Raw genomic sequence first — 23790 nt, 5'->3', positions numbered from 1 at the left:
GCAAAGATCGTGCAGGGCTGCGACTGGGTCGGGATTATTACCTCGAAGAGGTTCCTCACGCTCACTGCCATCCTATCGGCAGCCTACTTCTGGTACTATGATCGAGCGTTGGCAGGGGGAAGCGAGCGGGACGTCAACATCACCATGCTCATACTGCTGCTCGGTCTGTTCATCAGAGGCCGAAGGCAGGCGCCGATTGGCCACTTTCTTGCGATGTTGGCCATATCCGGAGTGATGATTCTCAGTTCCGATCGGGCCAGCGTTGTCCTGATACTGGCTGTGATCTTGGCCGCGTATTGGTTTCCCATATCGCGGCGCACGACGGCGATCGCGGTGGCCGTCACTTTGCTGCTGCCAATAGGCTATTACCTGCTGATCAACAGCCAGACTGTCCTGTGGCTGTACAAGCTGGACCACAATACCGGCATACGGGCGGAATTTATCCGTGGCGCCACAAGCCTTCTCCAACAATCACCGGTGTTCGGGGTCGGTTTTGGGGGCCCCTACAGGCCGGCGAATTTCCACTATCTGCAACCCCATCCACTGCTGAGCGATTTCGATGCGCTGCGCGTAGTCCCCAATCATCACTCGCTGTTCGATGTTGCGCTGCGGCTTGGTATCCCAGCCGCGTTGCTGTTCGGGCTAGGGACTTTCAGACTGGGGTCGAGCGCGGCGTGGCACGATGTCACCCCACTGCTGTGCATCATTGTTGCGATAGGTCTCTCCTTCAATGCCGTGTTCGAGAACCAGTATCAGCTGCCGCAGCTGGTGCTGGTCATCAGCCTGCTGCAAGCCGGCCCCGGTCGTGCTAGCCTGTTGGGGCGGCGAGAGCGTCCCGAGATCGGCGGCAGGCCGGCGGACTCATCCAACGCCTCCAGGCAAGACGCACCTGGCGGCGGGTTCACACCCAACATCGGTCCGGGGACACAATGATGGCAAAACTCTTCCGCCACTTCTTTCGAGCACTTAGACGACTGGGTTGGGCGACTACGACAAAACTGGTGGCGATGTACCTCATCGACCTCGCCGGTTTTGCGCCAAAAACGTACAGGATACGCCCGCCGGGCTCGGCCATCCCGGTTTCCATTCGCAGCCGGACCAGTGACATCAACGTCTTTTTTCAGGTCTTCACCGGTGCCTATGAGCACGCCGTTGAGGGCGAGCTGAAAGGCTTGATTGTTGATTGCGGCGCCAACGTTGGCTTCGCTGCCGTCTACCTTCTAGACCGTTTTCCCTCCTGCCATGTCGTAGCGATCGAGCCGGAGCCCGGCAACTTCTCATGCCTCGTAGAAAATACGCGCCGGTTCGGCGATCGGGTTGTCGCTGTGCGGTCGGGTGTGTGGTCCCATCCGGCAAGACTTGGCCTGCGCGAGCGGGGCTTTGGCGATGGTCGCGAATGGTCGCAACAGGTTATGGAAGTCGATACGGATGATCCGGACGGGTTCGACGCGATCGACATTCCGACAATAGTGAAATTGGCGAGAGCCGACCGGATAGCGCTCCTCAAGGTCGATATCGAGGGGGCCGAAGTTGTTATCTTTGGTGACAGGCGGCACGGGGCACTCGATTGGCTGGCGCATGTGGACAACATAGCCATCGAGCTGCACGACGGGACCGTCTTTGGGCAGGCGACTGAGGCTTTCGAGGAGTCGACCAAGGACTTTGCCGGTGAGCGTTTCGATGCGGGCGAGCTGCGTATCATTCGCAACATGGCTCGAGCGAAGCCCGCCTTGCTCTAAGTGCCTGTGATGCCATGTCGCGCTTGCACCTGCCAAGCCTGCATCTCAGCCAACGAAAGCGTCGCGACAGACTGATTGCTGGAGAGATGGCGATGGTCTTGCGCGCTATATTTGTCCCATAGGGCATCGTCATGGCCCTACCGGCCGGACACCGGCAGTATTGCTGGCCCTCGGCGAATTGAGGCTCCCGGACCATCTGCACGGACGCGCACCGCCCTGCGGCACTGCAAGACCCCGGAAAGGATGGTGGGTGTGACAGGGATTGAACCTGTGACCCCCGCCGTGTGAAGGCGATGCTCTCCCGCTGAGCTACACACCCATCCGTTCGAACCGCGGCCGGGACCGCTCTTGCGGCACCGCGGTCAATTCTTTGCGCCGAACTTTGCTCGGCAATTCAAGGACTTGAGGGTCCTTGGGGCAAAGGATGGTGGGTGTAACAGGGATTGAACCTGTGACCCCTACCATGTCAAGGTAGTGCTCTCCCGCTGAGCTATACACCCATCACTTCGCCATCAACACCGGGCAGCGCCCGTCGTTGCGAGCGCGATAGACCATAAAACCCGTTTACGGGTCAAGGGTCAATTCCGGGGTGGGGGAAGTGGGGTTGGAGGCGGCGGCTTTGCCGGATGGAGGTCGCTTCTTGCAAGGGCTCGAAGCGCGCATCGCCAGGCGATGCTGGCCCTCTATCAGCGCACTCCAGTCGATCGTCGCTTCGCTCCGATCGCGCAACACTCTCGTGTTGCGGACCCCTCATCCGGCGCTTCGCGCCACCTTCTCCCACAAGGGGAGAAGGCAAGCCGACTGCGGTGTCCGCGTTCTGGATGTCATCTCCCGAAGGCGGGGACACAGTTGTCCGCCCGTTCGGGTGGAGAAATGGTTCCCGCTTTCGCGGGAATGAAATCGAGTTGGGGGCGACGACTGTAACGTGCCGGTCAGGCCGCCAGCAGCCGCTCGACCTCGTGGACGAGGTCCTTCAAGTGGAACGGCTTGCTCAGCACCGAGGCGTCCTTGGGGGCTTCGGAGTCGGGGTTGAGCGCCACGGCGGCGAAACCGGTGATGAACATCACCTTCAGGTCCGGATCGAGTTCGGTGGCGCGGCGGGCCAGTTCGATCCCGTCCATCTCGGGCATCACGATATCGCTGAGCAGCAGCGAGAACGGCTCCTCGCGCAGCCGCTCGTAGGCGGATCGGCCATTGTCGAAGGAAACCACCTCGTAGCCGGCGCTTTTCAGGGCGCGGGTGAGGAACTGGCGCATGTCGTTATCGTCTTCGGCGAGCAGGATGCGCTTCATCATGTCCTCTTGGGCGTCCCCGCTGGTCGGCTTCTGCCAAGGGACTCTAGTGCGTGATGTTTAAAGCAAGTTTTCTCGATCGAGAACCCATACCCAACAAGTGTGAACATGCCCCTTCCGGCCTTATGGACAATCCCCGCCGAGCGCGGCAGATTGGCTGAAGGAGACAGCGCTTCGGCGCTGAAGGAGACCCGGTGCAGTCCGACTATTGGGACAGGCCAGCATTCGAAACCATCCGGCCCCGCCGGATGATGGCGCCGCTGGTGTTCAATTCCGCTCATTCCGGCCGCGACTATCCCGAGCGCTTCCTCGCCATGACCCGGCTCGACCATCTGTCGATTCGCCAGTCCGAGGATGCCTTCGTCGATGAGCTGTTCGGCCGTGCCCCGCATCTGGGTGCGCCGCTGATCCGGGCGCATTTCCCGCGCGCCTATCTCGACGTCAACCGCGAGCCCTGGGAGCTCGACCCGACGATGTTCGTCGAGCCGCTGTCGGAGCGCTTCAATACCACGAGCCCCCGCGTCGCCGCCGGGCTCGGGACGCTCGCCCGCGTGGTCGCCGAGAACAAGCCCATATATAGGGAGCGCCTGACGCTCGACGATGCGCGCATGCGTATCGAGGGTATCTACCAGCCCTACCACGCCACCATGCAGCGGCTCCTCAGCGAGGCGTTCGGCGCTTTCGGGGTGGCGGTGCTGATCGATTGCCACTCGATGCCGCGGCTCTCCCGCACGGGCGACCGGCTCGGGCCGGACGTGGTGTTGGGCGACCGCTACGGCACCACCTGCGCCCCGATCCTCGCCGACCTCGCCGAGATGATGTTCGCCGGGGCCGGACTGCGCGTGGCCCGCAACCGGCCCTATGCCGGCGGCTTCTGCACGCGCAGCTACGGCCGCCCGCAGCATGGGGTGCACGCGCTGCAGATCGAGGTCAGCCGGCATCTCTACATGAACGAGGTGACGCTGGAGAAGAACGACGGTTTCGCCGCCATGCGGCAACTCATCGACCGGCTGCTGACGACGCTGATCGGGCTCGATGTTTCCGTGCTTGCGCCGCCGGTACCGGCGACCGAGAAGTATGCGGCGGAGTGAGGGGCAGCGCTGAACTCGCGCCAATCTGCGATGTTCTTGGTAGTCGCGGAAGCACATCCCACGAAAAAACGGGCCGCCGGAGCGGCCCAGTCAAGGGAGGAAACGATTGGCGGCCGAGGTACGTTGCCTAAGTGGAGGCAAGAGGCGCCGAAGCCGCCCATCCATCATGCAACTACTGGCGTGAACTGATTTGCCCCTCACCACAAGCCGCTTCGAAGTCTTCAACAGAAAAACGGCGGGCGTTGTTGCAAAAATGAATCATCGCCGTCACACAGTATTCGTGGAATAGGCCTGATCCCCGCGGCTAGATCATTGGTACATCTCACAAAATCGGGCCCGGAAGGCTGACATGAACGATACACCTCTTGGCGGCCTCGCCGCCGACCTCGTGCGCACCACCCTGCTCGATGCCGCCGAGATCGCCGCCAGCCACACCCTGCCCCGCTTCCGCTCCGGGCTCGCCGTCGACAACAAGGAGGCCGGAGGTTTCGATCCGGTGACCGAAGCGGACCGCGAGGCCGAGCGGGCGATTCGCGAGCTGATCGGCAAGCGCTTCCCCGACCACGCCATCATCGGCGAGGAGTGGGACGACAAGGCCGGTTCCGGGCCGTTCGCCTGGATCATCGACCCGATCGACGGCACCCGCGCCTTCATCACCGGCGTGCCGGTGTGGGGCACCCTGATCGGGCTGACCGTCAACGGCCGGGCCGTGGCCGGGCTGATGGGGCAGCCGTTCACCGGCGAGATCTACCTGAGCCTCCCTGGCGAGGCGACCTACTACCGGGGGTTCGACAAGGAGCCCCTCAAGACCTCGAAGGTGATCGAGCTGAGTAAGGCCAAGCTCACCACCACCTCGCCCGACCTGTTCGAGCGCACCGGCCTCGTCGAGCCGTGGACCCGCCTCCGCCGCGCCGTGCTCACCACCCGCTACGGGCTCGACTGCTACGGCTATGCGCTGATGGCCGCCGGCCATATCGACCTCGTGGTCGAGGCGGGGCTCAAGGATGTAGATATCTGCCCGCTGATCCCGCTGATCGAGAATGCCGGCGGGGTGGTGACGACCTGGGACGGCGGCAGGGCCGAACAGGGCGGCAACTGCGTGGCGGCGGCGACGCCGGAACTGCATGCGGCGGCGATGGCGGTGCTGCGGGGGTGAACTCGGGCTCTCCGCACTTGCCTTCTCCCCTTGTGGGAGAAGGTGGCGCGAAGCGCCGGATGAGGGGTCCGCGCAACGAAGTGTAGCGCGACCTGAGCGAAGCGAAGGGCGATGTGCTCGCGGAGAGCACCCCTCATCCGCCCCTTCGGGCACCTTCTCCCACAAGGGGAGAAGGCGATCGCTGATGTCTAAGTGCTCTGCTGGGTGATGAACGCGTCGAACGCGGCGAGCACCTGGCCGCGGATCGAGTCGTTTTCGAGAAACAGTTCGTGCCGGGCGCCGGGGATCATGATGTGGCGGCCGGTGCGCATCCTGAGGCCCAGCGATTCGGTGGCGGCGCTCGAGACGATTTCGTCGCGTGCCGCAGCCAGCATCAGCACCGGGATACGGACGGCGCCGGGGAACTGGTCGGTCGCGGCCCCGGCCATGGCGCCGAACGCCGCGGCGGCCCAGCCGATGGTTGGCGAGCCGATCTCGAGATCGGGACGCGCCTTCACCACGTCGACGCCGCGGGTGAAGCGCATGAGGTCGGAGGTCAGCGGATTGCCGGCAAAGCTCAGCTGCGACAGCGCCTTGTCGCCGCGCCTGCCGATCGGCAGCCGGCCGAGACCGAGCGCGGCGAGGGTACCGGTGAGCCGCGCCATCCCGGCCATGCCGAACGGCTGGCCGTCGAGCGCGATCATCGGGGCGGAGAGGAAGATGCGCTCGAACATCATGCGGTCGCGGATGCCGGCATAGAGCGAGGCGAGCCCGCCCATCGAGTGCCCGACGAGATAGTAGGGTGCCGGGCAATCGGGGAGGAGGATCGAGCCGTGGAAGGATTTGAGGTCCTCCCAGTAGTCGTCGAAGCGCCGGACATGGCCGAGCCGCTTGTTGCCGATCAGCCGCTGGCTGCCGCCCTGCCCGCGCCAGTCGAAGGTGGCGACGGCAAAGCCGCGCGACCGGAAATCGGCGATGGTTTCGAAATACTTCTCGATGAACTCGGTGCGCCCCTGGACGAGGCAGATGGTGCCTTTGGCCGCGCCCGCGCCCTTGGGGAAGGTGGCGTAGCGCAGTTGCACCTTGTCCGAGGTGGTGAAGAAGCCCACCCGCGCGCCCTCCGGCACCGGATTGGACGGCACCACGGCGAGCGAGGGACCATTGGCATCGACGATGGCGTTCATCTCTCGTCCTGCGGTTGCAATCCCGCCGTCTTACTGGATTCCCGGACGGGCGGAAACGCCGCCGTAAACCGCGCCAGGCCGCGTCGTGGAAACAGAAAAGCCAGCGCCTCGTTGGAAGCACTGGCTTTCCTGTGATGGCCGCCTTGCGGGGGGCGGGTGAAGGCGGCGCATTCGATGTGCCCTGCAGCAGACAGTAAGCACAGTCCCGCTTATAGGCGCGTCTGTCTGAACCGGCTTTGATCGCGGTATTCATCTTCGGTTCATCGATATGAACGGGGGGCTTGAACGGTCGAAAAGGCTTCCTAAATCAAGGCTGTCCGCCGGGATTTCCCGGGGACCGGGACACCCGGGAATGTGTGTTTGCCCTGTAGGGGAGCGCATATGGGACACCCGAAATCCACGTTGCTCAAGAGGAGAATGTGAAAATGGCTGCCTACGATTTTTCCCCCTTCTATCGCTCGACCATCGGTTTCGACCGGGTCTTCAACCGTCTCGACGCCCTGGTGGGCCAGGAGGCGAAGTCCTACCCTCCGTATAATATCGAAAAGACCGGCGAGAATGCCTACCGCATCTCGATCGCCGTTGCCGGCTTTGCCGATGGCGACATTGCCATCGAGAGCAAGGAGAACAACCTCGTCGTAAAGGGCGCCAAGCCCGCCGAGACCGAGGACAAGGGCCGTGAGTTCCTGCATCGCGGCATTGCCGAGCGCGCCTTCGAGCTGCGCTTCCAGCTTGCCGACTATGTCGAAGTCGCCGGCGCCAACCTCGAGAACGGCCTGCTGCACATCGAGCTGAAGCGCGAGATTCCCGAGAGCAAGAAGGCCCGCCAGATTCCGATCGGGGGGACTGCCAAGACCCTCGAGGACAAGACGGTCAACTAATTCCGGTCATGAACGACCTGGTTCGCCAGGCGCTCTGCCGGACCGGGTGAACGGAAAAGAGGGCGCGGTCCGCGACGGCTGCGCCCTTTTTGTTTGACGTTGGTCATGGGGGAACCAGCGGCTCCGTGTCACCGTTCCACAGAGTCCAAGAAGCACTGGAGCCTCCCCATGCAATCCCCAGAAATCGGCCTCGCATCCAACACCAAGTCGGCGATGATCGACCTCCTGAACGCGCGCCTTGCCGATGCCATCGACCTGGCGCTGATCACCAAGCAGGCGCACTGGAACCTCAGGGGCCCGACCTTCATCGCCGTGCACGAGCTGCTCGATGAGCTGCGCGACGACGTCGACGAGCATGTCGACATCATCGCCGAGCGGGTCGCCCAGCTCGACGGCATTGCGCTGGGAACGCTGCAGACGGTGAGCAAGACGAGCAAGCTTGCGCCCTACCCCACCGATATCCGCAAGGTCTCGGACCATGTCGGCGCGCTGGTCGATCGCTACGCCGCGTTGAGCAGATCGGCCCGCGAGGGGATCGACACGGCGGACGATGCAGGAGATGCCGATACGGCAGATATTTTCACCGCGTTCTCGCGGGCGCTGGACAAGGATTTGTGGTTCCTGCGGAGCCACTTGGAGTAGCGCAAACGAAGAGGTTTAGGGGCCGTAGAGCGACGGCGGTCCCTCAAAGGCATGGGCAGGAGGCGGCGCACCATTGGCGCTGCAGTCCGGGGCATGGTTAGTTCAGCCGCGTCCCCGCCCTTGCCTTCCCGTCATGCGGGCCAAGCGATCGCTTCGGCGCGTCGAGCCAAGCGCGATTGGACTTGGCGAACTCAGCCATGCGCTCGGGGTTGAGCGGGTAGTGCAACCGGTTGCCGGGCCTGTCGTGCTCGCCGACGATAAGCAGGTGCATGTCCTCGGTGCTGTTGTTGAGGAAGGAATGGGCGATGCCGGTGCCGGCGGGAAACGCCACCGAGTCGCCTTCGACGAGTTCGTAGAGAGTGCCGTCGATCCAGACATCCGGCTTGCCCTTCAGCACCAGCACGAACTCCTCCTCGAGGCTCTCGGCATGCGGAAAGCTCGAGCGGCCGCCGGGTGGGGTAATCTCGTAGTGGATGCCGATGCGGGTCAGCCCCTGCGCCCGCCCGATCGGGCTGCCCATGCCGACCATGTCCGGAAAGCCGCCATCGTCTAGAGGGCTGAGGCCGTCGCGGATATTGGCGATGAAGGATGGGCGCGGTGATGCGGACATGCTGCCTCCGGGGATTTCGCAAGGCGAAACATGCACATCTGACTGGCTGGATGTCGATGGAAGAGTCACGACAGGCTGGCATCTACGAGCGCACTGCGGCCGATTTCCTATTACCCTCCGACGGGCGGAGACAGCCCTCCCCACCTTTTTCAGGCCAGGCGCAGGTTCAAACTCCTATTGTTTTCCTATTCTCTCCATGCGGTTTCCTACGACGCCCTGTCATATCGCGGCAAAAAAGTGGCCGCCGGCGCTTGCTCGCAATTTGGAATTATGCAAATGTATGCGGGATAGGACAGCACGTCTGTCCAATTTCGTGAGCGGCCGGTCTCCCCGGATGCGTTTCACACGTCGATCCGGCTGGCCCGCTTGACGAGAGCGGAAACGGAGGGGCGGGGCCTTATCGAGCCCGTACGAGCGGCCATTTGGATGCAGAGCCGCTCCCCACTAAATGATTGCGCCGTCGGTTTCGGGCCGTACACTGAGGTACGGCTGGGGGCTGAAGACGCGTCGAAAGGAACGACCCCGGGACCAGAGGCCCGGAACAACCACGACTGCCAACACGAGGAACTGCGAAATGGCTGATGCACGGAACGGAAAGATGTCACTCCCCGTCACGGATGCCACGACCCGCAAAAACTCGTATCGGGACGATCTGCCGGTTGGTGTGATGCGCCCGGAGGCGGGCGGCCTCTATGATCCGATGCGCGAGCACGATGCCTGCGGCGTCGGCTTCATCGTCAACCTCAAGAACACCCCGAGCCAGAGGATCGTCCAGAACGGCCTGCGCATCCTCGAGAACCTCGAGCATCGCGGCGCCGTGGGCGCCGATCCGCTGATGGGCGACGGCGCCGGCATCATGGTGCAGATCCCGCACAAGTTCTTCCTGAAGGAGAGCGCGCGGCTGGGCTTCCGGCTGCCCGAGGCCGGGCGCTATGCCGTCGGCTTCATCTTCATGCCGCAGGACGCCGAATTGCGCGCCAAGATGGAGCGCGTCGTCAACAAGGTCATCGAGGACGAGGGCCAGGAAGTCATCGGCTGGCGCGACGTGCCGTCCGACAATTCCTCGCTGTCGAAGGACCCCGAGATCGTGGCGACCGAGCCCTGCCACCGGCAGGTGATCATCGGGCGCAGTGATGGCATTGCCGACGAGGAAGAGTTCGAGCGCAAGCTCTACATTATCCGCAAGGTGATGTCGGCCAAGATTTATTCGGCCTTCGCGGGCAAGCCCAACGACTTCTACATCGTGTCGATGAGCTGCCGGACGCTGGTCTACAAGGGCATGTTCCTCGCCGCCCAGCTCGCCGCCTACTACCAGGACCTGCACGACCCCGATTTCGAATCGGCGCTGGCGCTCGTCCACCAGAGGTTCTCGACCAACACCTTCCCGAGCTGGCGGCTGGCGCACCCCTATCGGTTCGTCTGCCACAACGGCGAAATCAACACCGTGCGCGGCAACGTCAACTGGATGGCGGCGCGGCAGGCTTCGGTGTCGTCGCCATTGTTCGGCGGGGACATCCAGAAGCTCTGGCCGATCTCCTATCCCGGCCAGTCGGATACCGCCTGCTTCGACAACGCGCTCGAATTCCTGATCCGCGGCGGCTACTCGCTGCCGCACGCGGCCATGATGCTGATCCCCGAAGCCTGGGCCGGCAACCCGCTGATGGATGAGGACCGGAAGGCTTTCTACGAGTATCACGCGGCGCTGATGGAGCCGTGGGACGGCCCGGCGGCCATGTGCTTTTCGGACGGCATTCATATCGGCGCGACGCTCGACCGCAATGGGCTGCGTCCGGCCCGCTATTTCGTCACCGACGATGACGAGGTCATCATGGCCTCGGAAGCCGGCGTGCTGCCGATCCCGGCGGAAAAGATCAAGCGCAAGTGGCGCCTGCAGCCGGGCAAGATGCTGCTCATCGATTTAAAGCAGGGCCGCATCGTCTCCGACGAGGAGATCAAGGCGGAACTGGCACAGGCGCATCCCTACAAGACATGGCTGGGGCGCACGCAGATCGTCCTCGAGGACCTGCCCTCGGTGCATTTCGAGCCCAAGATCTCGGACGTGCCGCTGCTCGATCGGCAGCAGGCCTTCGGCTACACCCAGGAAGACCTGAAGCTGCTGCTGACGCCGATGGCGACGACGGGCCAGGAGGCCGTGGGCTCGATGGGCACCGATACGCCGATCTCGGCACTCAGCAACAAGTCGAAGCTCCTCTACACCTATTTCAAGCAGAACTTCGCCCAGGTCACCAACCCGCCGATCGACTCGATCCGCGAGGAACTGGTGATGAGCCTCGTCTCGTTCATCGGGCCGCGGCCGAACGTGCTGGACCTGAAGGGCGGGGGCAAGCGCCAGCGCCTGGAAGTGCGCCAGCCCATCCTCACCAACGAGGATCTCGAAAAGATCCGCGCCATCGGCGGCATGGAGGACAATCCGTTCCGTTCCAAGACGCTGGACATCACCTATCCGGTGTCGGAAGGCGCCGAGGGGATGCAGCGGGCGCTCGACCAGCTGTTCTCGGATGCCGAGATGGCTGTGCATTCGGGCGACAACATCATCATCCTGTCCGATCGTGCCATGAGCCGCGACCGAGTGGCGATTCCCGCGCTGCTGGCGACGGCAGGCGTCCACCATCATCTGATCAACAAGGGCCTCCGGACCTCGGTGGGCCTCGTGGTCGAGACCGGCGAAGCGCGCGAAATCCACCATTTCTGTGCTCTTGCGGGCTATGGCGCCGAGGCGATCAACCCATACCTCGCGTTCGAGACGCTGATCGCGATGAAGCCGGACCTGCCCGTCGAGATCGACGCGGACGAGATCATCTACCGCTACATCAAGGCCATCGGTAAGGGCATCCTCAAGGTTACGGCCAAGATGGGGATCTCGACCTACCAGTCCTATTGCGGCGCGCAGATCTTCGACGCCGTCGGGCTGACCTCGGAGTTCGTAAACACCTACTTCACCGGCACCGCCACCACCATCGAAGGCGCCGGACTCGCCGAGATCGCCGAGGAGACGGTGGCGCGGCACAGGGATGCGTTCGGCAATTCGCCGGTGCTCGAGGACGTGCTCGACATCGGCGGCGACTATGCCTTCCGCCAGCGTGGCGAAGCGCATGTCTGGCGCTCCGAGACGGTCGCGAACCTCCAGCATGCCGCCCGCGGCAATGCCCAGGACAAGTATCGCGAATTCTCCAAGCTCGTGAACGAGGTCGAGGACAAGTACGTCACCATCCGTTCGCTGTTCCGGCTGAGGACCGCCGAAGAGGATGGCCGTGCGCCGGTGGCGCTCACAGAGGTCGAGCCGGCGGTCGAGATCGTCAAGCGCTTCTCGACCGGCGCGATGAGCTATGGCTCGATTTCGCGCGAGGCGCACACCACGCTCGCGATCGCCATGAACCGGATCGGCGGCAAGTCGAACACCGGCGAGGGCGGCGAGGAAGTCGACCGCTTCACGCCGATGGCGAACGGCGACTCGATGCGCTCGGCCATCAAGCAGGTGGCCTCGGGCCGCTTCGGCGTGACGGCGGAGTACCTCGTCAACTCCGATATGATGCAGATCAAGATGGCCCAGGGCGCCAAGCCCGGCGAGGGGGGCCAGCTGCCGGGCGACAAGGTCAACGACGTCATCGCCAAGGTGCGTCACTCGACCCCGGGCGTCGGCCTGATCTCGCCGCCGCCGCACCATGACATCTATTCGATCGAAGACCTGGCGCAGCTGATCTTCGACCTGAAGAACGTCAATCCGGACGGCCAGGTGTCGGTGAAGCTCGTCTCCGAAGTCGGGGTCGGCACGGTTGCCGCCGGCGTCGCCAAGGCGCGCGCCGACCACGTGACGATCTCGGGCTACGAAGGCGGCACCGGCGCATCGCCGCTTACGTCGCTGAAGCATGCCGGCAGCCCGTGGGAAATCGGGCTCTCCGAAACCCACCAGACGCTGGTGCGCAACAAGCTGCGCGGCCGTATCGCGGTGCAGGTCGACGGCGGCATTCGCACCGGCCGCGACGTGGTGATCGGCGCCCTGCTGGGGGCCGACGAGTTCGGCATGGCGACGGCGCCGCTGATCGCCGCCGGCTGCATCATGTTGCGCAAGTGCCATCTGAACACCTGCCCGGTCGGCGTCGCGACGCAGGACCCGGTGCTGCGCGCGCGCTTCACCGGCAAGCCCGAGCACGTCATCAACTACCTGTTCTTCGTCGCCGAGGAAGTCCGCGAGCTGATGGCCGAACTCGGCTACACCCGGTTCGAGGAAATGGTCGGGCAGATGCAGATGCTCGACAAGACCGAGGCGGTGAACCACTGGAAGGCCAAGGGGCTCGATTTCTCGAAGCTCTTCCACAAGCCGTTCGCGGCCGAAGGCGTGTCGATCACCCATACCGAGGTGCAGAACCACCCGATCCAGCACGTGCTCGATCGCCGGCTCATCGAGCAGGCACGGCCGGCGCTCGATCACGGCACGCCCGTGAAGATCGTCGAGACCATCGCCAGCGTCGACCGCTCGGCGGGCGCGATGCTCGGCGGTGCGGTGGCGAAGCGCTACGGCCATGCGGGGCTTGCCGAGGACACCATCGCCATCTCGCTCACCGGCACCGCCGGGCAGGCGTTCGGCGCCTGGGCGACGCGCGGCATCTCGATCGACCTCGTCGGCGAGGCAAATGACTATGTCGGCAAGGGCCTGAGCGGCGCGCGCCTCGTGGTCAGGCCACCCGAAGCCCGCGGCTTCGTGCCCGAGGACTCGATCATCATCGGCAACACGGCGCTCTACGGCGCCATCACCGGGGAATGCTATTTCCGCGGCGTCGCCGGCGAGCGCTTCGCGGTCCGCAATTCCGGCGCCATCGCCGTGGTCGAGGGCACGGGCGATCATGGCTGCGAGTACATGACCGGCGGCGTGGTGGTGGTGCTCGGCAAGACCGGCCGCAACTTCGCGGCGGGCATGTCGGGCGGCGTCGCCTATGTCCTCGACGAGGACGAGACATTCGAAAGCCGCTGCAACATGTCGATGGTGGAGCTCGAACCGGTGGTCGAGGAGGAGACCATCTCCGGCCGCGAATACGGCCACCACGGCGACCTCGAGACCATGGGCGTCGTCGAGATCCTCCACGATCTCGGCCGCCGCGACGCCGAGCGGCTGTACCAGTTGATCGCGCGCCACAAGAGCTTCACGGGCTCGTCGCGGGCCAACCACATCCTGAGCAACTGGGACGAATACCTTCCCAAGTTCAGGAAAGTGATGCCGGTCGAGTACCGCAAGGCGCTGCAGGCGATGGAGAAGAAGGCGCGCGACGCCGCGATGCAGCAGGCGGCGGAATGAGAACGCTCCTTAGGACAACCGCAGCCATGGCGATGGCTGCGGTCCTCACCCTCGGTTCGGGTACCGCTTCGTACGCGCTCATGTCCGAAGCGTGGGTGAAGGTCGAGTTCAAGTTCAAGGCGAGCGACAAGAACACGACGATCCTCGCCGACATTCCGGTGACCTACGCCAAGGACGTGGCCCAATATTGCGAGCGCGATTTGTTCTGGGCGGAGAAGGGTCTGGCGTTCACGGTGCAGCAAGGCCATCCCGAACTGGCGGACGCCAAGTTCGTCGGCCTCAAGTGCGTAACCGAAGGCGGCAAGATCAAGTGGGCCAAGAAGCCAACCGACCTACTGCCGAGGCAGCAGCCGCTGCCCGACCTGGCCGGCGTGAAGCTGTTCTTTGCTGATCCCAAGGGCAAAGAGGTGTCCGGGGTCTACCAGGAGCGCCGCGACCACATGAGTTCGGCCGACTGTGAGAAACGGCTCGGCAGCCTGGTGGCGCGCTACAAGCAGATGGCCAGCCAGGACAAGCGCTTGGGCAAGATGACTTTCATCCGCGGCGAATGCGTCGTGTTGAAGACCTTCAATTAGGATACGCAGATGGGCAAGATCACTGGTTTCCTCGAGATCGATCGCGTCGACCGGGACTACCTGCCGGTCGAGGAGCGGCTGAGAAACTACAACGAGTTCGTCATTCCGCTGGGCGACAAGGGCACGCGCGACCAGGCGGCGCGCTGCATGGATTGCGGCATCCCGTACTGTCACAACGGCTGTCCGGTGAACAACCAGATCCCGGATTGGAACGACCTCGTCTACAAGGGCGAGTGGCTGAAGGCGCTGAAGAACCTTCATTCCACCAACAACTTCCCGGAGTTCACCGGCCGCATCTGCCCCGCCCCGTGCGAGGCGAGCTGCACGCTGAACATCCCGGACACCCCGGTCAACATCAAGTCGATCGAGTGCGCCATTGTCGACAAGGGCTGGGAAGAAGGCTGGATCAAGCCGCAGATCAACCCGGCAAAGACCGGCAAGAAGGTCGCGGTGATCGGCTCGGGCCCGGCCGGCATGGCCTGCGCGCAGCAGCTGGCGCGCGCCGGGCATGACGTGCATCTTTATGAGAAGAACCTCAAGATCGGCGGGCTGATGCGCTACGGCATCCCCGACTTCAAGATGGAAAAGCGCCACATCGACCGCCGCGCCGAGCAGATGCAGGCCGAGGGCGTGACGCTCCATACCGGTGTCCATGTCGGCTACGACGTGACCATGGAGCAGCTCGAGGCCGAGTACGACGCCGTGGCCCTGGCCGGTGGCGCCGAGAAGCCGCGTGACCTGCCGATCCCGGGCCGCGAACTCGACGGCATCCACTTCGCCATGCAGTTTCTGCCGCAGCAGAACCGCCGCGTCTCGGACGAACCGCTCAACAACGTTGCCCCGATCCTCGCGACCGGAAAGCACGTCGTCGTCATCGGTGGCGGCGACACGGGCTCCGACTGCATCGGCACTTCGAACCGCCAGGGCGCCCTGTCGGTGACCCAGATCGAGATCATGCCCGCACCTCCCGAAAAGGAGAACAAGCTGCTGGTCTGGCCGAACTGGCCACTGAAGATGCGCACCTCCTCCAGCCAGGAAGAGGGCGTCGAGCGCGACTTCGCCGTGGCGACGGTCCGCTTCGAGGGCGAGAACGGCAAGGTCAAGGAACTGCACTGCGCCCGCGCCGACGAGAAGTTTCAGCCGATCCCGGGCACCGAATTCGTGCTCAAGGCCGACCTGGTGCTGCTCGCCATGGGCTTTTTGGGCCCGGTGCAGGACGGGATGGTGAAGGACTCGGGCGTCGAGCTCGACCGTCGCGGGAACGTCTTGGCCGATACCTTCCAGTACAAGACCACCAAGGAGAAGCTCTTCTCCTGCGGCGACATGCGCCGGGGCCAGTCGCTGGTGGTATGGGCAATCCGCGAGGGCCGGCAGTGCGCCCGCTCGATCGACCAGTGGTTGATGGGGACGACAGAACTGCCGCGGTAAGCGGCCATCGCACCCGCAGTCCAAGGGGCGCTCCGGCGCCCCTTTCGTTTGGCGGCGCAACCTTACTCTGCGGCTACCCTGGTCATTTCAGTGATCACCTCGCCGCTGACGCTCTCGACCACCTGTGGAATCTGCCAATCGGCGCGGTCAGGGGCGGCGCCCCAGCGGCTGGTGACGCCGGCGAACCATTCAGGCGAGTAGAACGCGTCGGCCGCTGCCTTGCTCTGCCAGAGATAGACACCGACGATCGCCGTTCCGTCCTCGGAGTAGCCAAAGTATTTCCGGACGAGGCCCGGCACGCCGACATACTTGTCGGCGACGTTCAGAAACAGCGCGTCCGCCTTTTTCTTGGTGAGTCCAGCCGGCGTCTTATAGGTCCAGAGCACGCAATGCATTGTCATCCTCTCCTGCTTGCGCTGGACGCTAACGCAGCTTCGAGGCGGACAGAAGGGGGCGTCTCACTTGCCGGTGGGGTTCTCCACCTTGCCCACCCCGAATGCGTCGACGCGGCCCACCGGGGCTTCGATCATCTGCGTAAGGTCGAAGCCGACCGGGGCGGCGTCGGCCATGTCGGCGGTGACGAGGTCGGCGGCGCGCTTGGGGGCATTGCTGAGCGAGATCACGGCGCCGGCGACCTCGAGCAGCTTCATCTGGCCCAGCCCCTGGTAGGGCGGCCGCATCATCAGCTGCGCGTCGGTGCCGAGCAGCGGGTCGGCAACTTCGATGCCCACGGTGCCGCCCCCGCGATAGTAGTTCTTGAGGCTCTGGCTCAGGTAGAAGGCAAGCTTGTCGGCGCCGGCGGCGGAGAAATGGATGCCGTCATCCTTGCGCATGCGCACCTGGTTGCCGTTGAGATCGGGGCCGCGCGCGGTGTAGGCGCCGTCCTCGGTGGCGAAGCGCTCGTAGATATCGAGGAACTCGGCGCCGCCGCTGAACGCCGCGAGCCGCTGGATCTCGTTGACCTGGATCATCGCCTTGGCGAATTTCGGCGCCTCCATCGGCGGCAGCCCGATCCAGATCGTCGGCTTGCCGGCGGCGCGCAGCGCCTTCACCACGCCCGAGACGCGGGCCGCGTATTCGGTCGTCCATTCCGGCGACAGCGAGGCATAGCTCTCGCCGTTGAGGCGCATCTTCTGGCGGTCGTTGATGCCGATCAGGATGACCGCGATATCGAAGCTGTTGGCCGCGATCTGCTCGCCGATGGCCTTGGGCCAGTCGTAGAAATCGGGCCTCACGAAGCTCGACGAGCCGACGCCCTGGGTGAGGACGACGATATTGGGGTCCTCGGAATAAAAGCGCTCGAGCGCCTTGCCGACATCGGTGGCCATCGAGTCGCCGAACACCGCGAGCCGGGTCGCGCCGGCCGCTTTTTCGATGGCGGGCTTGGCCGGCGGCGGCGGGGCGGCGGCCTTCTTCTGCTTTTTCACCACCGGCTTTTCGATCACCGGCGCCTGCTCCTGCTGCGGCTCGTCATCGCCGAACAGCAGATCCATCAGCGTGCGCCGCTTGCGACGCGGCGCCTGATCGAACTGGGCCACGAGGACGCGTCCGTCCTCGGCCTGCTGCGTGATCGCCGGCGGGGCAGCAATGACGGCTTCGCGCGCCTGCACGAACATCGGCAGCATGTCGGTCAGCACCAGCGCTGCGACGACGAGGCCGATGATCCACAGCACGAACCGGTTGGGCTTCTTCTGCATGGATGCATTTAGCCGACGAACGGCAGTGAATTGAAGACCGCTCGCGAGAAATCTACTGCTCCCCTCCCCATTGCGGGGAGGGGCTGGGGGTGGGGGTCCATCGGTGATCGCCGAACCACCCCCTCCCTCGGTCCCTCCCCTCAAGGGGGAGGGAGGCGATGGCCGAGAGTTCCCGACCCCGGAGTCGTCAGCGCGCGGCGGCGGCCAGCGCTTCGTAGCTTTGGAGCGTGATGAAGCCGTCGGCCACTTCGCCCTGGGACGCCTGGAAGCGGGCATAGGCCGCCTGGCTCACCGGCCCGATGCGGCCATCGGCTGCGCCCCGGTAGAGTCCGAGCTTGGTGAGCGCCTGCTGGATCGCCTTGCGCTGGCTCAGATCGGGGAACTTCGTGTTCCGCGGCCACTCGGCGACGAACCCGCCCGAGCCCTTCAGCCGGTCGGTCATGTGCGCCACCGAAAGCGCGTAGCTGTCGGAGAAATTGTAGCCCTTGAGGATGAGGTAGTTCTGCGTCATCAGGAATTTTGGCCCGCCCTGCCCCGCCGGCGCATAGAGGAACACCGGCGTCGAGAGGTTGGCGAAGTCGCGCCCCTTGACCCGCGTGACGCCACGCTCCGCGAAGAACCCCACCGGGCGGAGCTGTTCGCGCGTTGCCAGCAGATAGTCGAAGCCCTGCGGCACCTCGACCTCGAACCCCCAGTCGAGCCCCGGCTGGTAGCCGAGATCGAGCAGGAACTTCGCGCTGGTCGCCAGGGCGTCGGCGAGCGAGTTGTGGAGGTCGATCCTGCCGTCGCCGTCGCCGTCCGAACCATGCGCGACGACGTTGGAGGGGTTGACCTGCAGGTGCCCGATGGCCCCGGCCCAGGAGCCGACGAGCTCGGTCGGGGACATGTGGTTCATTTCCAGCAACTTCAGCGCCGCGATGAAATCGGCCTCGTCCTCCCTGAGCCGGCTGCGCCGCTGGTGGACCAGCGTCGCCAGCGAACGGATGATCGGGCGGATATACCTCTTGTTGCCGAGCACCGAGCCATAGTCCGTCTCCATGCCCCAGATGGCGCCGAGCATGTAGGGATCGACCCCGGTGCGCTTGCCGATACCGGTGAACAGCGCCCGGTTGCGCTCGATGGCCGCTTTTCCCGTCTCGACCCGCCGTTCGGTGATCCGCTTGTCGAGATACTCCCACACCGGCGTCGTGAACTCGGGCTGCGATGCGACGAGGCTCGGCACGTTCGGATCTGGCGTCAGCCCGTCGGTGGCGGCGTGATAGGTGGCCCGGCTGACCCCGGCGGCCACGGCAGTGGCCTCGAAGTTCTTGATGAACGAGGGGAAGGATTCAATCGGTTCGGCGAGGACGCGGGTGGCGAGGAGAAATAGCGCCAGCGCAGCTACGACGGCGCGAGTGGACCCCCACCCCTGTCCCCTCCCCGCAAGGGGGAGGGAGACCCTCCCGATCAGTCGTCCCAACCTCAGCTGCATATTCGGCTCCATCGTCTCCCTCCCCCTTGCGGGGAAGGAACAGGGGTGGGGGTCGGCAACGCTGGATCCGAGGGCTACCGGTTCCTCGTGGCCAAATAGCGTTCCCAGTTCAGCGCCGCGCTGACGATCTTCGTGAGGTCCTCATGCGCCGGCTGCCAGCCGAGCACCTGCCGGACCCTGTCGGCGCGGGCGACGATCGAGGCGGGGTCGCCGGCGCGGCGGGGCTCTTCGACGACCTTGAAATCGACGCCGGACACCTGCTTCACGGTCCGTACCACGTCACGCACCGAAAACCCGCGTCCGTAGCCGCAGTTCATGGTGATCGAGGCGCCGCCCTTGCGCAGGTACTCGAGCAGCAGCGCATGCGCTTCGACGAGGTCGCTGACATGGATGTAGTCGCGCACGCCCGTGCCGTCCGGGGTCGGGAAATCGGTGCCGAAGATGCCCATGTGCGGCCGCTGCCCGAGCGCTGCCTGCGCGGCGACCTTGATCAGGTGCGTCGCGGTCGGCGAGGACTGGCCGCTGCGCTGCTTCGGATCGGCGCCCGCGACGTTGAAATAGCGCAGCACGCCGTAGGTCAGGGGATGCGCCGCCGCGACGTCGGCCAGCATCAGCTCGGTCATCAGCTTGGAGCGCCCATAGGGCGATTCCGGCAGCAGGTGCGAGGTCTCAGCCACTGGCTCGAGGCCGGCATTGCCGTAGACCGCTGCGGTCGAAGAGAAGATGAAGTGCTTCACCCCGCCCCTGACTGCAGCCTCGATCAGGTTGCGCGAGGTGGCGGTATTGTTGGCGTAGTATTTCAGCGGATCGGCCACCGATTCCGGCACCACGATCGAGCCGGCGAAATGGACGATCTCGGTGATGCCGTGCTCGGCGATGAGCCTGCCGACCAGCGCCATGTCGCCGGCATTGCCCTCGACGAACCTGGCGCGGTGGTCGATGGCCCAGTCGAACCCGGTGCTGAGATTGTCGAGAACGACGACCGCCTGCCCCGCATCGGCAAGCCGCAGCACCATGTGACTGCCGATATAGCCCGCGCCGCCGGTGACCAGGATCGTCATGGGTTCAAACCTCAACCAGAAATTAATCGCATGGACGCTAATTCGCGAGATGCTAAGAAACGGCTTATAGCCTTCCTCCAGGAGTCCTTCTTTGCCCAATCGCGTGCGCACAGCCGTCTTTCCGGTTGCCGGACTTGGCACCCGGTTCTTGCCCGCCACCAAGGCGATGCCCAAGGAAATGCTGACGGTGGTCGACCGGCCGCTGATCCAGTACGCGGTAGACGAGGCGCGCGAGGCAGGGATCGAGCATTTCGTCTTCGTCACCGGGCGCAACAAGGGTGTCATCGAGGACCATTTCGATCGCCAGTACGAGCTCGAGCACACCCTCGAGAGCCGCGGCAAGCTCGACGCGCTCAGCGAGCTGCAGAAGGACCTGCCATCGGCCGGCCAGTCCAGCTTCACCCGCCAGCAGGAGCCGCTTGGCCTCGGCCACGCCGTCTGGTGCGCCCGCGAGCTGGTCAGCGACCAGCCCTTCGCACTGTTATTGCCCGACATGGTGTTCCAGGCCAGGCCCGGCGTCCTCAAGCAGATGATGGAGACCTACGAGCAGACCGGCGGCAACATCATCGGCGTCGAGGAGGTCGATCCCAAGGACGTGTCGAGCTACGGCATCGTGGCGCGCGGCGCCGGCCCCGACTCCGGCTTCAAGATCACCGGCATGGTGGAAAAGCCGAAACCCGCGGACGCGCCGTCGAACCTGTTCATCTCCGGGCGTTACATCCTCCAGCCGGAGATTTTCAGCCTGCTGGGCGAGCAGACCAAGGGCGCGGGCGGCGAAATCCAGCTGACCGATGCCATGCAGATGCTGATCAGGACGCAGGATTTCACCGGCGTGAAATATGCCGGCAAGGGGTTCGACTGTGGATCGAAGCTCGGCTTCCTCACCGCCAATGTCGTCTTCGCCCTCGATCGTCCCGACCTCGCCGAGGCCTTCCGCAACGAAATCCGCGGCCTGATCTAGCCACTGCCCTAGCGGTGAAGCCTGACCCCGAGGGTCACCTGGTGCTCGTCGGTGGCAGGAGCGGGGGTCTTCTCGGTCCTGAGAAAGCTGTAGTCGGCGGTAAGGTCGGTGTGCTCGTTGAGCAGGTAGTCGGCGCCGGTACCGATCTCCCAGCTGTGTTCGTCGGTGTCGATGCCCTGGTAGTGCGCCTCGCTCCAGGCCGCATCGCCGCGCAGCCGCAGCCACGGGTTCAGCTGGTAGCTGACCTCGCCCACCGCCTCGTACGCGAGCCTTGCCGTTGCCACCGAGGCGTTGCCGGGGGAGGAAATCGTGGTGCTGAAGGTGCCGCTGAGCGCCAGCGTTTCGTCCGGCCGGAACACCGCCCTGGCGTCGTAGAGCACGGCTGAGAAGTCGGCGAGCGTGTCATCGCCGAAATCGCGATAGCCCAGGCCGAGCGAGCCCTCGAGCTCCAGCGTCTCGCCGTATTTGAGATTTAGCCCGCCGCGCCCGGCATAGGTGACGTTGTCGAGCTTGACCCGCAGGCTGGGCGACGGCTGGTCGTAGAGCTCGCGTTCCGCCTCGGCGTCGATGAAGGCGGTAAGGCCGGGCGTCAGCTTGTAGCCGAGGCGCGCGCCGCCGCCATAGAGCGTGGTGTTCTCGAAGCTGTTGTCGAGCGTCGTGTCGTCGTCGTAGACCGTTTCGCCATTCACCACCCGGCCAACCTTGCCGCGCAGCGTCAGATCCAGTGCGCCTAGATTGCGCAGGAGGCTCGCCTCGCCCGTGCCGGTCACCACCAGCGGTTCGGAAACGACACTCGGGACTGCGTCGAGGTCTGCCGGATCGTCCTGCGACGCGGCGAGGCTGGCACGGCCCTCGAGCGTGGTCAGTTGATCGAGCCGGTAGTCGCCTTCCGCCCTCGCGGTGAGGGCGTTGATGCGCAACGTGCCACCCGCGTCGTAGCTGACATCGCCTTCCATGCCGATTTCATAGCCGCCGCGGAGGGTCTCATGCCGGAGGGTGAACTCGGGCAGCGCCACGATTTCGTATGTCCGTTCCCCACCGCTGCCGTCCTGCCTGATGCCGCCGCGGAGGCCAAGGCTCCAGTCGAGATCGAACGGCGCATCGCCCCATTCATAGGGCGGCTCGGACAGGCAATCTTCGCAAGCGGTGGTTGCATCGAGCGTCAGGCCGGGGTTGTTGGTGCCGGACCCGTCGCCGTGCGGATAGAACTCGCCGGCGGCCGCTGGAAGCGCGAGCAGCGCCAGCGCCGTCGCGCTGGCGGCAATGCCGGCTGTCCTCGTCCGCATGTGGTCCACCGTCTCGGGCGATAATCGTCAACGGACCCTTGCAGCTTATGGTTAAGGAAGCCTTGCCCGCCGCAGGCTTCCTAGGCGGCCTCGACCTTCAGCAGCGCTCCGTCGGCGTCGACTATCCGTACCTTGGCGCCAGCGGCGAGGTCGGGGCCCTGCACCCGCCAGACGGTGTCATCCAGCGCCAGGCGGCCGAAACCGTCGCGGATCGGTTCGTCGAGGACGGCCTCCTGCCCGATGAAGCGATGGGCGCGCCGGTTGAGGAACGGGCGATCCGAGACGATGCCCGGGCCGCGGAACCTGAGCCACAGTCCGAGGCTGCACAGGGCGAGAACACCGAAGATGACGAACTGCAGCGGCCAGAAGATCGGGTAGCGCAGGGCCGCCAGCCCGGTGACCAGCGCTGCCCCGCCGAGCCAGACCAGGACGCCGCCGGGCACCGCCAGTTCGAGCGCGAGGAGGACCAGGCCGGCTACCACCCATGACCACCCCCCGTGGGTGACGATGAAGTCGAGGACCTGCATGTCTGCCTCCTTGGTTCGTCAGGTGGTCGAGGGTGGCCGGCTGCCATTCGGCCGGGTGGCAGGGCGCTCGCCAGCAAAGGTCTCCTTGGCGATCTCGGCAATACCGCCGAGGGCGCCGATGACGCTCGCCGCCTCGACCGGCAGCATCAGGATCTTCTGGTTGGGCGACTTGGCGAGGCTTTCGAGCGCCTTGATGTAGTTGTTGGCGACGAAATAGTTGATCGCCTGCACGTTGCCCGCGGCGATGGCGTTGGAGACGACTTCGGTCGCCTTGGCTTCCGCCTCGGCGGAACGCTCGCGCGCTTCGGCGTCGCGGAACGCCGCCTCGCGCCTGCCCTCGGCTTCCAGCACCTGGCTCTGCTTCTGGCCCTCGGCCGAAAGGATCGCCGCCTGCCGCTTGCCCTCGGCCTCTAGGATCAGGGCGCGCTTCTCCCGCTCGGCCTTCATCTGCCGGCCCATCGATTCGACCAGGTCCTTGGGCGGATCGATGTCCTTGATCTCGATGCGGGTGATCTTGAGGCCCCACGGGCTCACCGCCGCGTCCACCACCTTGAGCAGGCGCTGGTTGATGCCATCGCGGTTGGATAGCAGCTCGTCGAGGTCCATCGAGCCCATCACCGAGCGGATATTGGTCATCGTCAGGTTGAGGATGGCGTGCTCGAGATGCGCCACTTCGTAGGCCGCGGCCGCCGCATCGAGGATCTGGTAGAAGTTCACGCCGTTGGCCGTCACCGACGCATTGTCGCGGGTGATCACTTCCTGGTGCGGAATATCGAGCACCTGCTACATCATGTTAATCTTCCGCCCGACGCCGTAGATGAACGGGGTAATGATGTTCAATCCCGGGCTCAGCGTGCGAGTATATTTGCCAAACCGCTCGACGGTATAATTTTAACCCT

19 protein-coding genes, 2 tRNA genes and 1 pseudogene are annotated in these 23790 nt (G+C 64.7%); 10 read left to right on the top strand and 12 right to left on the bottom strand.

Features of this window, described 5'->3' with window-relative positions; all coding sequences use genetic code 11:
* The coding region (locus tag JWQ89_RS02755) for an O-antigen ligase family protein (RefSeq protein WP_299638209.1) at positions 1–933 on the top strand (933 nt) is incomplete at its 5' end.
* Positions 933–1739 (top strand): FkbM family methyltransferase, encoded by an 807-nt coding sequence (locus JWQ89_RS02750; protein ID WP_299638207.1) that lies wholly within the window; start codon positions 933–935, stop codon positions 1737–1739. The genes JWQ89_RS02755 and JWQ89_RS02750, both read left to right, overlap by 1 nt.
* Positions 1740–1983: 244 nt before the next feature.
* Here the strand turns inward: JWQ89_RS02750 and JWQ89_RS02745 are convergent.
* The 3 genes from JWQ89_RS02745 to cpdR all read right to left on the bottom strand — a co-directional run bounded on the left by JWQ89_RS02745 (position 1984) and on the right by cpdR (position 3034).
* Positions 1984–2058 (bottom strand) — tRNA-Val (locus JWQ89_RS02745).
* 106 nt (positions 2059–2164) lie between these two features.
* A tRNA-Val gene (locus JWQ89_RS02740) sits at positions 2165–2239 on the bottom strand.
* Positions 2240–2671: 432 nt separating this feature from the next.
* Positions 2672–3034 carry a cell cycle two-component system response regulator CpdR gene (gene cpdR, locus JWQ89_RS02735; protein WP_299638206.1) on the bottom strand — a complete coding sequence of 121 codons (363 nt, stop codon included), beginning with the start codon at positions 3032–3034 and terminating at the stop codon, positions 2672–2674.
* Between the two features lie 191 nt (positions 3035–3225).
* Here cpdR and JWQ89_RS02730 point away from each other — a divergent pair, with 191 nt between their 5' ends.
* Together JWQ89_RS02730 and hisN are read left to right on the top strand one after the other, a co-directional pair.
* Positions 3226–4122, top strand: coding sequence for an N-formylglutamate amidohydrolase (locus tag JWQ89_RS02730; RefSeq protein ID WP_299638205.1), 897 nt, complete (start codon positions 3226–3228; stop codon positions 4120–4122).
* Positions 4123–4471: 349 nt separating this feature from the next.
* Positions 4472–5278: a histidinol-phosphatase gene (gene hisN / locus JWQ89_RS02725; protein WP_299638203.1), complete on the top strand. Its 807-nt coding sequence runs from the start codon at positions 4472–4474 to the stop codon at positions 5276–5278.
* A gap of 188 nt (positions 5279–5466) precedes the next feature.
* Here hisN and JWQ89_RS02720 read toward each other — a convergent pair whose 3' ends face one another.
* The gene (locus tag JWQ89_RS02720) at positions 5467–6441 is read right to left on the bottom strand and encodes an alpha/beta hydrolase (protein WP_299638201.1); all 975 of its coding nucleotides are present in this window, start codon (positions 6439–6441) and stop codon (positions 5467–5469) included.
* 425 nt (positions 6442–6866) lie between these two features.
* Here JWQ89_RS02720 and JWQ89_RS02715 point away from each other — a divergent pair, with 425 nt between their 5' ends.
* Positions 6867–7322: an Hsp20 family protein gene (locus JWQ89_RS02715; RefSeq protein WP_299638200.1), complete on the top strand. Its 456-nt coding sequence runs from the start codon at positions 6867–6869 to the stop codon at positions 7320–7322.
* Between the two features lie 168 nt (positions 7323–7490).
* Positions 7491–7964, top strand: a complete 474-nt coding sequence (gene dps, locus JWQ89_RS02710; RefSeq protein ID WP_299638198.1) for a DNA starvation/stationary phase protection protein Dps — start codon at positions 7491–7493, stop codon at positions 7962–7964.
* Positions 7965–8061: 97 nt separating this feature from the next.
* Here the strand turns inward: dps and JWQ89_RS02705 are convergent, their stop codons facing one another.
* Positions 8062–8574, bottom strand: coding sequence for a cupin domain-containing protein (locus tag JWQ89_RS02705; protein WP_299638197.1), 513 nt, complete (start codon positions 8572–8574; stop codon positions 8062–8064).
* 667 nt (positions 8575–9241) lie between these two features.
* Here JWQ89_RS02705 and gltB point away from each other — a divergent pair.
* Genes gltB through JWQ89_RS02690 form a run of 3 tightly spaced genes read left to right on the top strand, consistent with a single transcriptional unit; the run spans position 9242 to position 15888 of the window.
* A complete protein-coding gene (gene gltB / locus JWQ89_RS02700) occupies positions 9242–13885 on the top strand; it encodes a glutamate synthase large subunit (protein WP_299638211.1) in 4644 nt (1547 codons plus the stop codon).
* Between the two features lie 26 nt (positions 13886–13911).
* Complete coding sequence (locus JWQ89_RS02695; RefSeq protein ID WP_299638195.1) at positions 13912–14460, top strand: hypothetical protein; 549 nt, start codon at positions 13912–13914, stop codon at positions 14458–14460.
* Between the two features lie 9 nt (positions 14461–14469).
* Positions 14470–15888 carry a glutamate synthase subunit beta gene (locus tag JWQ89_RS02690; protein WP_299638193.1) on the top strand — a complete coding sequence of 473 codons (1419 nt, stop codon included), beginning with the start codon at positions 14470–14472 and terminating at the stop codon, positions 15886–15888.
* Between the two features lie 62 nt (positions 15889–15950).
* Here JWQ89_RS02690 and JWQ89_RS02685 read toward each other — a convergent pair whose 3' ends face one another.
* The 4 genes from JWQ89_RS02685 to galE all read right to left on the bottom strand — a co-directional run bounded on the left by JWQ89_RS02685 (position 15951) and on the right by galE (position 20117).
* The gene (locus JWQ89_RS02685; protein ID WP_299638191.1) at positions 15951–16283 is read right to left on the bottom strand and encodes a monooxygenase; all 333 of its coding nucleotides are present in this window, start codon (positions 16281–16283) and stop codon (positions 15951–15953) included.
* Between the two features lie 63 nt (positions 16284–16346).
* Positions 16347–17585, bottom strand: coding sequence for a DUF459 domain-containing protein (locus tag JWQ89_RS02680; protein ID WP_299638190.1), 1239 nt, complete (start codon positions 17583–17585; stop codon positions 16347–16349).
* Between the two features lie 187 nt (positions 17586–17772).
* Entirely contained in the window at positions 17773–19056 is a 1284-nt protein-coding gene (locus tag JWQ89_RS02675; RefSeq protein WP_299638188.1) for a lytic murein transglycosylase, read from the bottom strand.
* Positions 19057–19130: 74 nt separating this feature from the next.
* Entirely contained in the window at positions 19131–20117 is a 987-nt protein-coding gene (galE, locus tag JWQ89_RS02670; protein WP_299638186.1) for a UDP-glucose 4-epimerase GalE, read from the bottom strand.
* 91 nt (positions 20118–20208) lie between these two features.
* Here galE and galU point away from each other — a divergent pair, with 91 nt between their 5' ends.
* Entirely contained in the window at positions 20209–21078 is an 870-nt protein-coding gene (gene galU, locus JWQ89_RS02665; RefSeq protein ID WP_299638184.1) for a UTP--glucose-1-phosphate uridylyltransferase GalU, read from the top strand.
* A gap of 8 nt (positions 21079–21086) precedes the next feature.
* Here galU and JWQ89_RS02660 read toward each other — a convergent pair whose 3' ends face one another.
* The 3 genes and pseudogenes from JWQ89_RS02660 to JWQ89_RS02650 all read right to left on the bottom strand — a co-directional run.
* The gene (locus JWQ89_RS02660) at positions 21087–22364 is read right to left on the bottom strand and encodes an outer membrane beta-barrel protein (RefSeq protein ID WP_299638182.1); all 1278 of its coding nucleotides are present in this window, start codon (positions 22362–22364) and stop codon (positions 21087–21089) included.
* Between the two features lie 80 nt (positions 22365–22444).
* On the bottom strand, positions 22445–22891 hold the full coding sequence (locus tag JWQ89_RS02655; RefSeq protein ID WP_299638181.1) for an NfeD family protein: 447 nt from the start codon (positions 22889–22891) through the stop codon (positions 22445–22447).
* 18 nt (positions 22892–22909) lie between these two features.
* Positions 22910–23790, bottom strand: a pseudogene (locus tag JWQ89_RS02650) (SPFH domain-containing protein); the annotation flags it as partial.

This window comes from Devosia sp. (assembly GCF_028290645.1).
Lineage (GTDB): Bacteria > Pseudomonadota > Alphaproteobacteria > Rhizobiales > Devosiaceae > Devosia_A.
The sequence above is the reverse complement of the archived record's forward strand: the minus strand, read 5'-3'. Positions and strand labels throughout refer to the sequence as shown.

What these genes read in the sequence shown, in the direction of transcription:
- cpdR (WP_299638206.1), bottom strand. Translation starts at nt 3,034, where the DNA reads ATGATGAAGCGCATCCTGCTCGCCGAAGACGATAACGACATGCGCCAG.
- JWQ89_RS02680 (WP_299638190.1), bottom strand. Translation starts at nt 17,585, where the DNA reads ATGCAGAAGAAGCCCAACCGGTTCGTGCTGTGGATCATCGGCCTCGTC.
- hisN (WP_299638203.1), top strand. Translation starts at nt 4,472, where the DNA reads ATGAACGATACACCTCTTGGCGGCCTCGCCGCCGACCTCGTGCGCACC.
- JWQ89_RS02685 (WP_299638191.1), bottom strand. Translation starts at nt 16,283, where the DNA reads ATGCATTGCGTGCTCTGGACCTATAAGACGCCGGCTGGACTCACCAAG.
- gltB (WP_299638211.1), top strand. Translation starts at nt 9,242, where the DNA reads ATGCGCCCGGAGGCGGGCGGCCTCTATGATCCGATGCGCGAGCACGAT.
- JWQ89_RS02695 (WP_299638195.1), top strand. Translation starts at nt 13,912, where the DNA reads ATGGCGATGGCTGCGGTCCTCACCCTCGGTTCGGGTACCGCTTCGTAC.
- JWQ89_RS02675 (WP_299638188.1), bottom strand. Translation starts at nt 19,056, where the DNA reads ATGCAGCTGAGGTTGGGACGACTGATCGGGAGGGTCTCCCTCCCCCTT.
- JWQ89_RS02720 (WP_299638201.1), bottom strand. Translation starts at nt 6,441, where the DNA reads ATGAACGCCATCGTCGATGCCAATGGTCCCTCGCTCGCCGTGGTGCCG.
- JWQ89_RS02750 (WP_299638207.1), top strand. Translation starts at nt 933, where the DNA reads ATGGCAAAACTCTTCCGCCACTTCTTTCGAGCACTTAGACGACTGGGT.
- JWQ89_RS02660 (WP_299638182.1), bottom strand. Translation starts at nt 22,364, where the DNA reads ATGCGGACGAGGACAGCCGGCATTGCCGCCAGCGCGACGGCGCTGGCG.
- JWQ89_RS02690 (WP_299638193.1), top strand. Translation starts at nt 14,470, where the DNA reads ATGGGCAAGATCACTGGTTTCCTCGAGATCGATCGCGTCGACCGGGAC.
- galE (WP_299638186.1), bottom strand. Translation starts at nt 20,117, where the DNA reads ATGACGATCCTGGTCACCGGCGGCGCGGGCTATATCGGCAGTCACATG.
- JWQ89_RS02705 (WP_299638197.1), bottom strand. Translation starts at nt 8,574, where the DNA reads ATGTCCGCATCACCGCGCCCATCCTTCATCGCCAATATCCGCGACGGC.
- dps (WP_299638198.1), top strand. Translation starts at nt 7,491, where the DNA reads ATGCAATCCCCAGAAATCGGCCTCGCATCCAACACCAAGTCGGCGATG.
- JWQ89_RS02655 (WP_299638181.1), bottom strand. Translation starts at nt 22,891, where the DNA reads ATGCAGGTCCTCGACTTCATCGTCACCCACGGGGGGTGGTCATGGGTG.
- JWQ89_RS02715 (WP_299638200.1), top strand. Translation starts at nt 6,867, where the DNA reads ATGGCTGCCTACGATTTTTCCCCCTTCTATCGCTCGACCATCGGTTTC.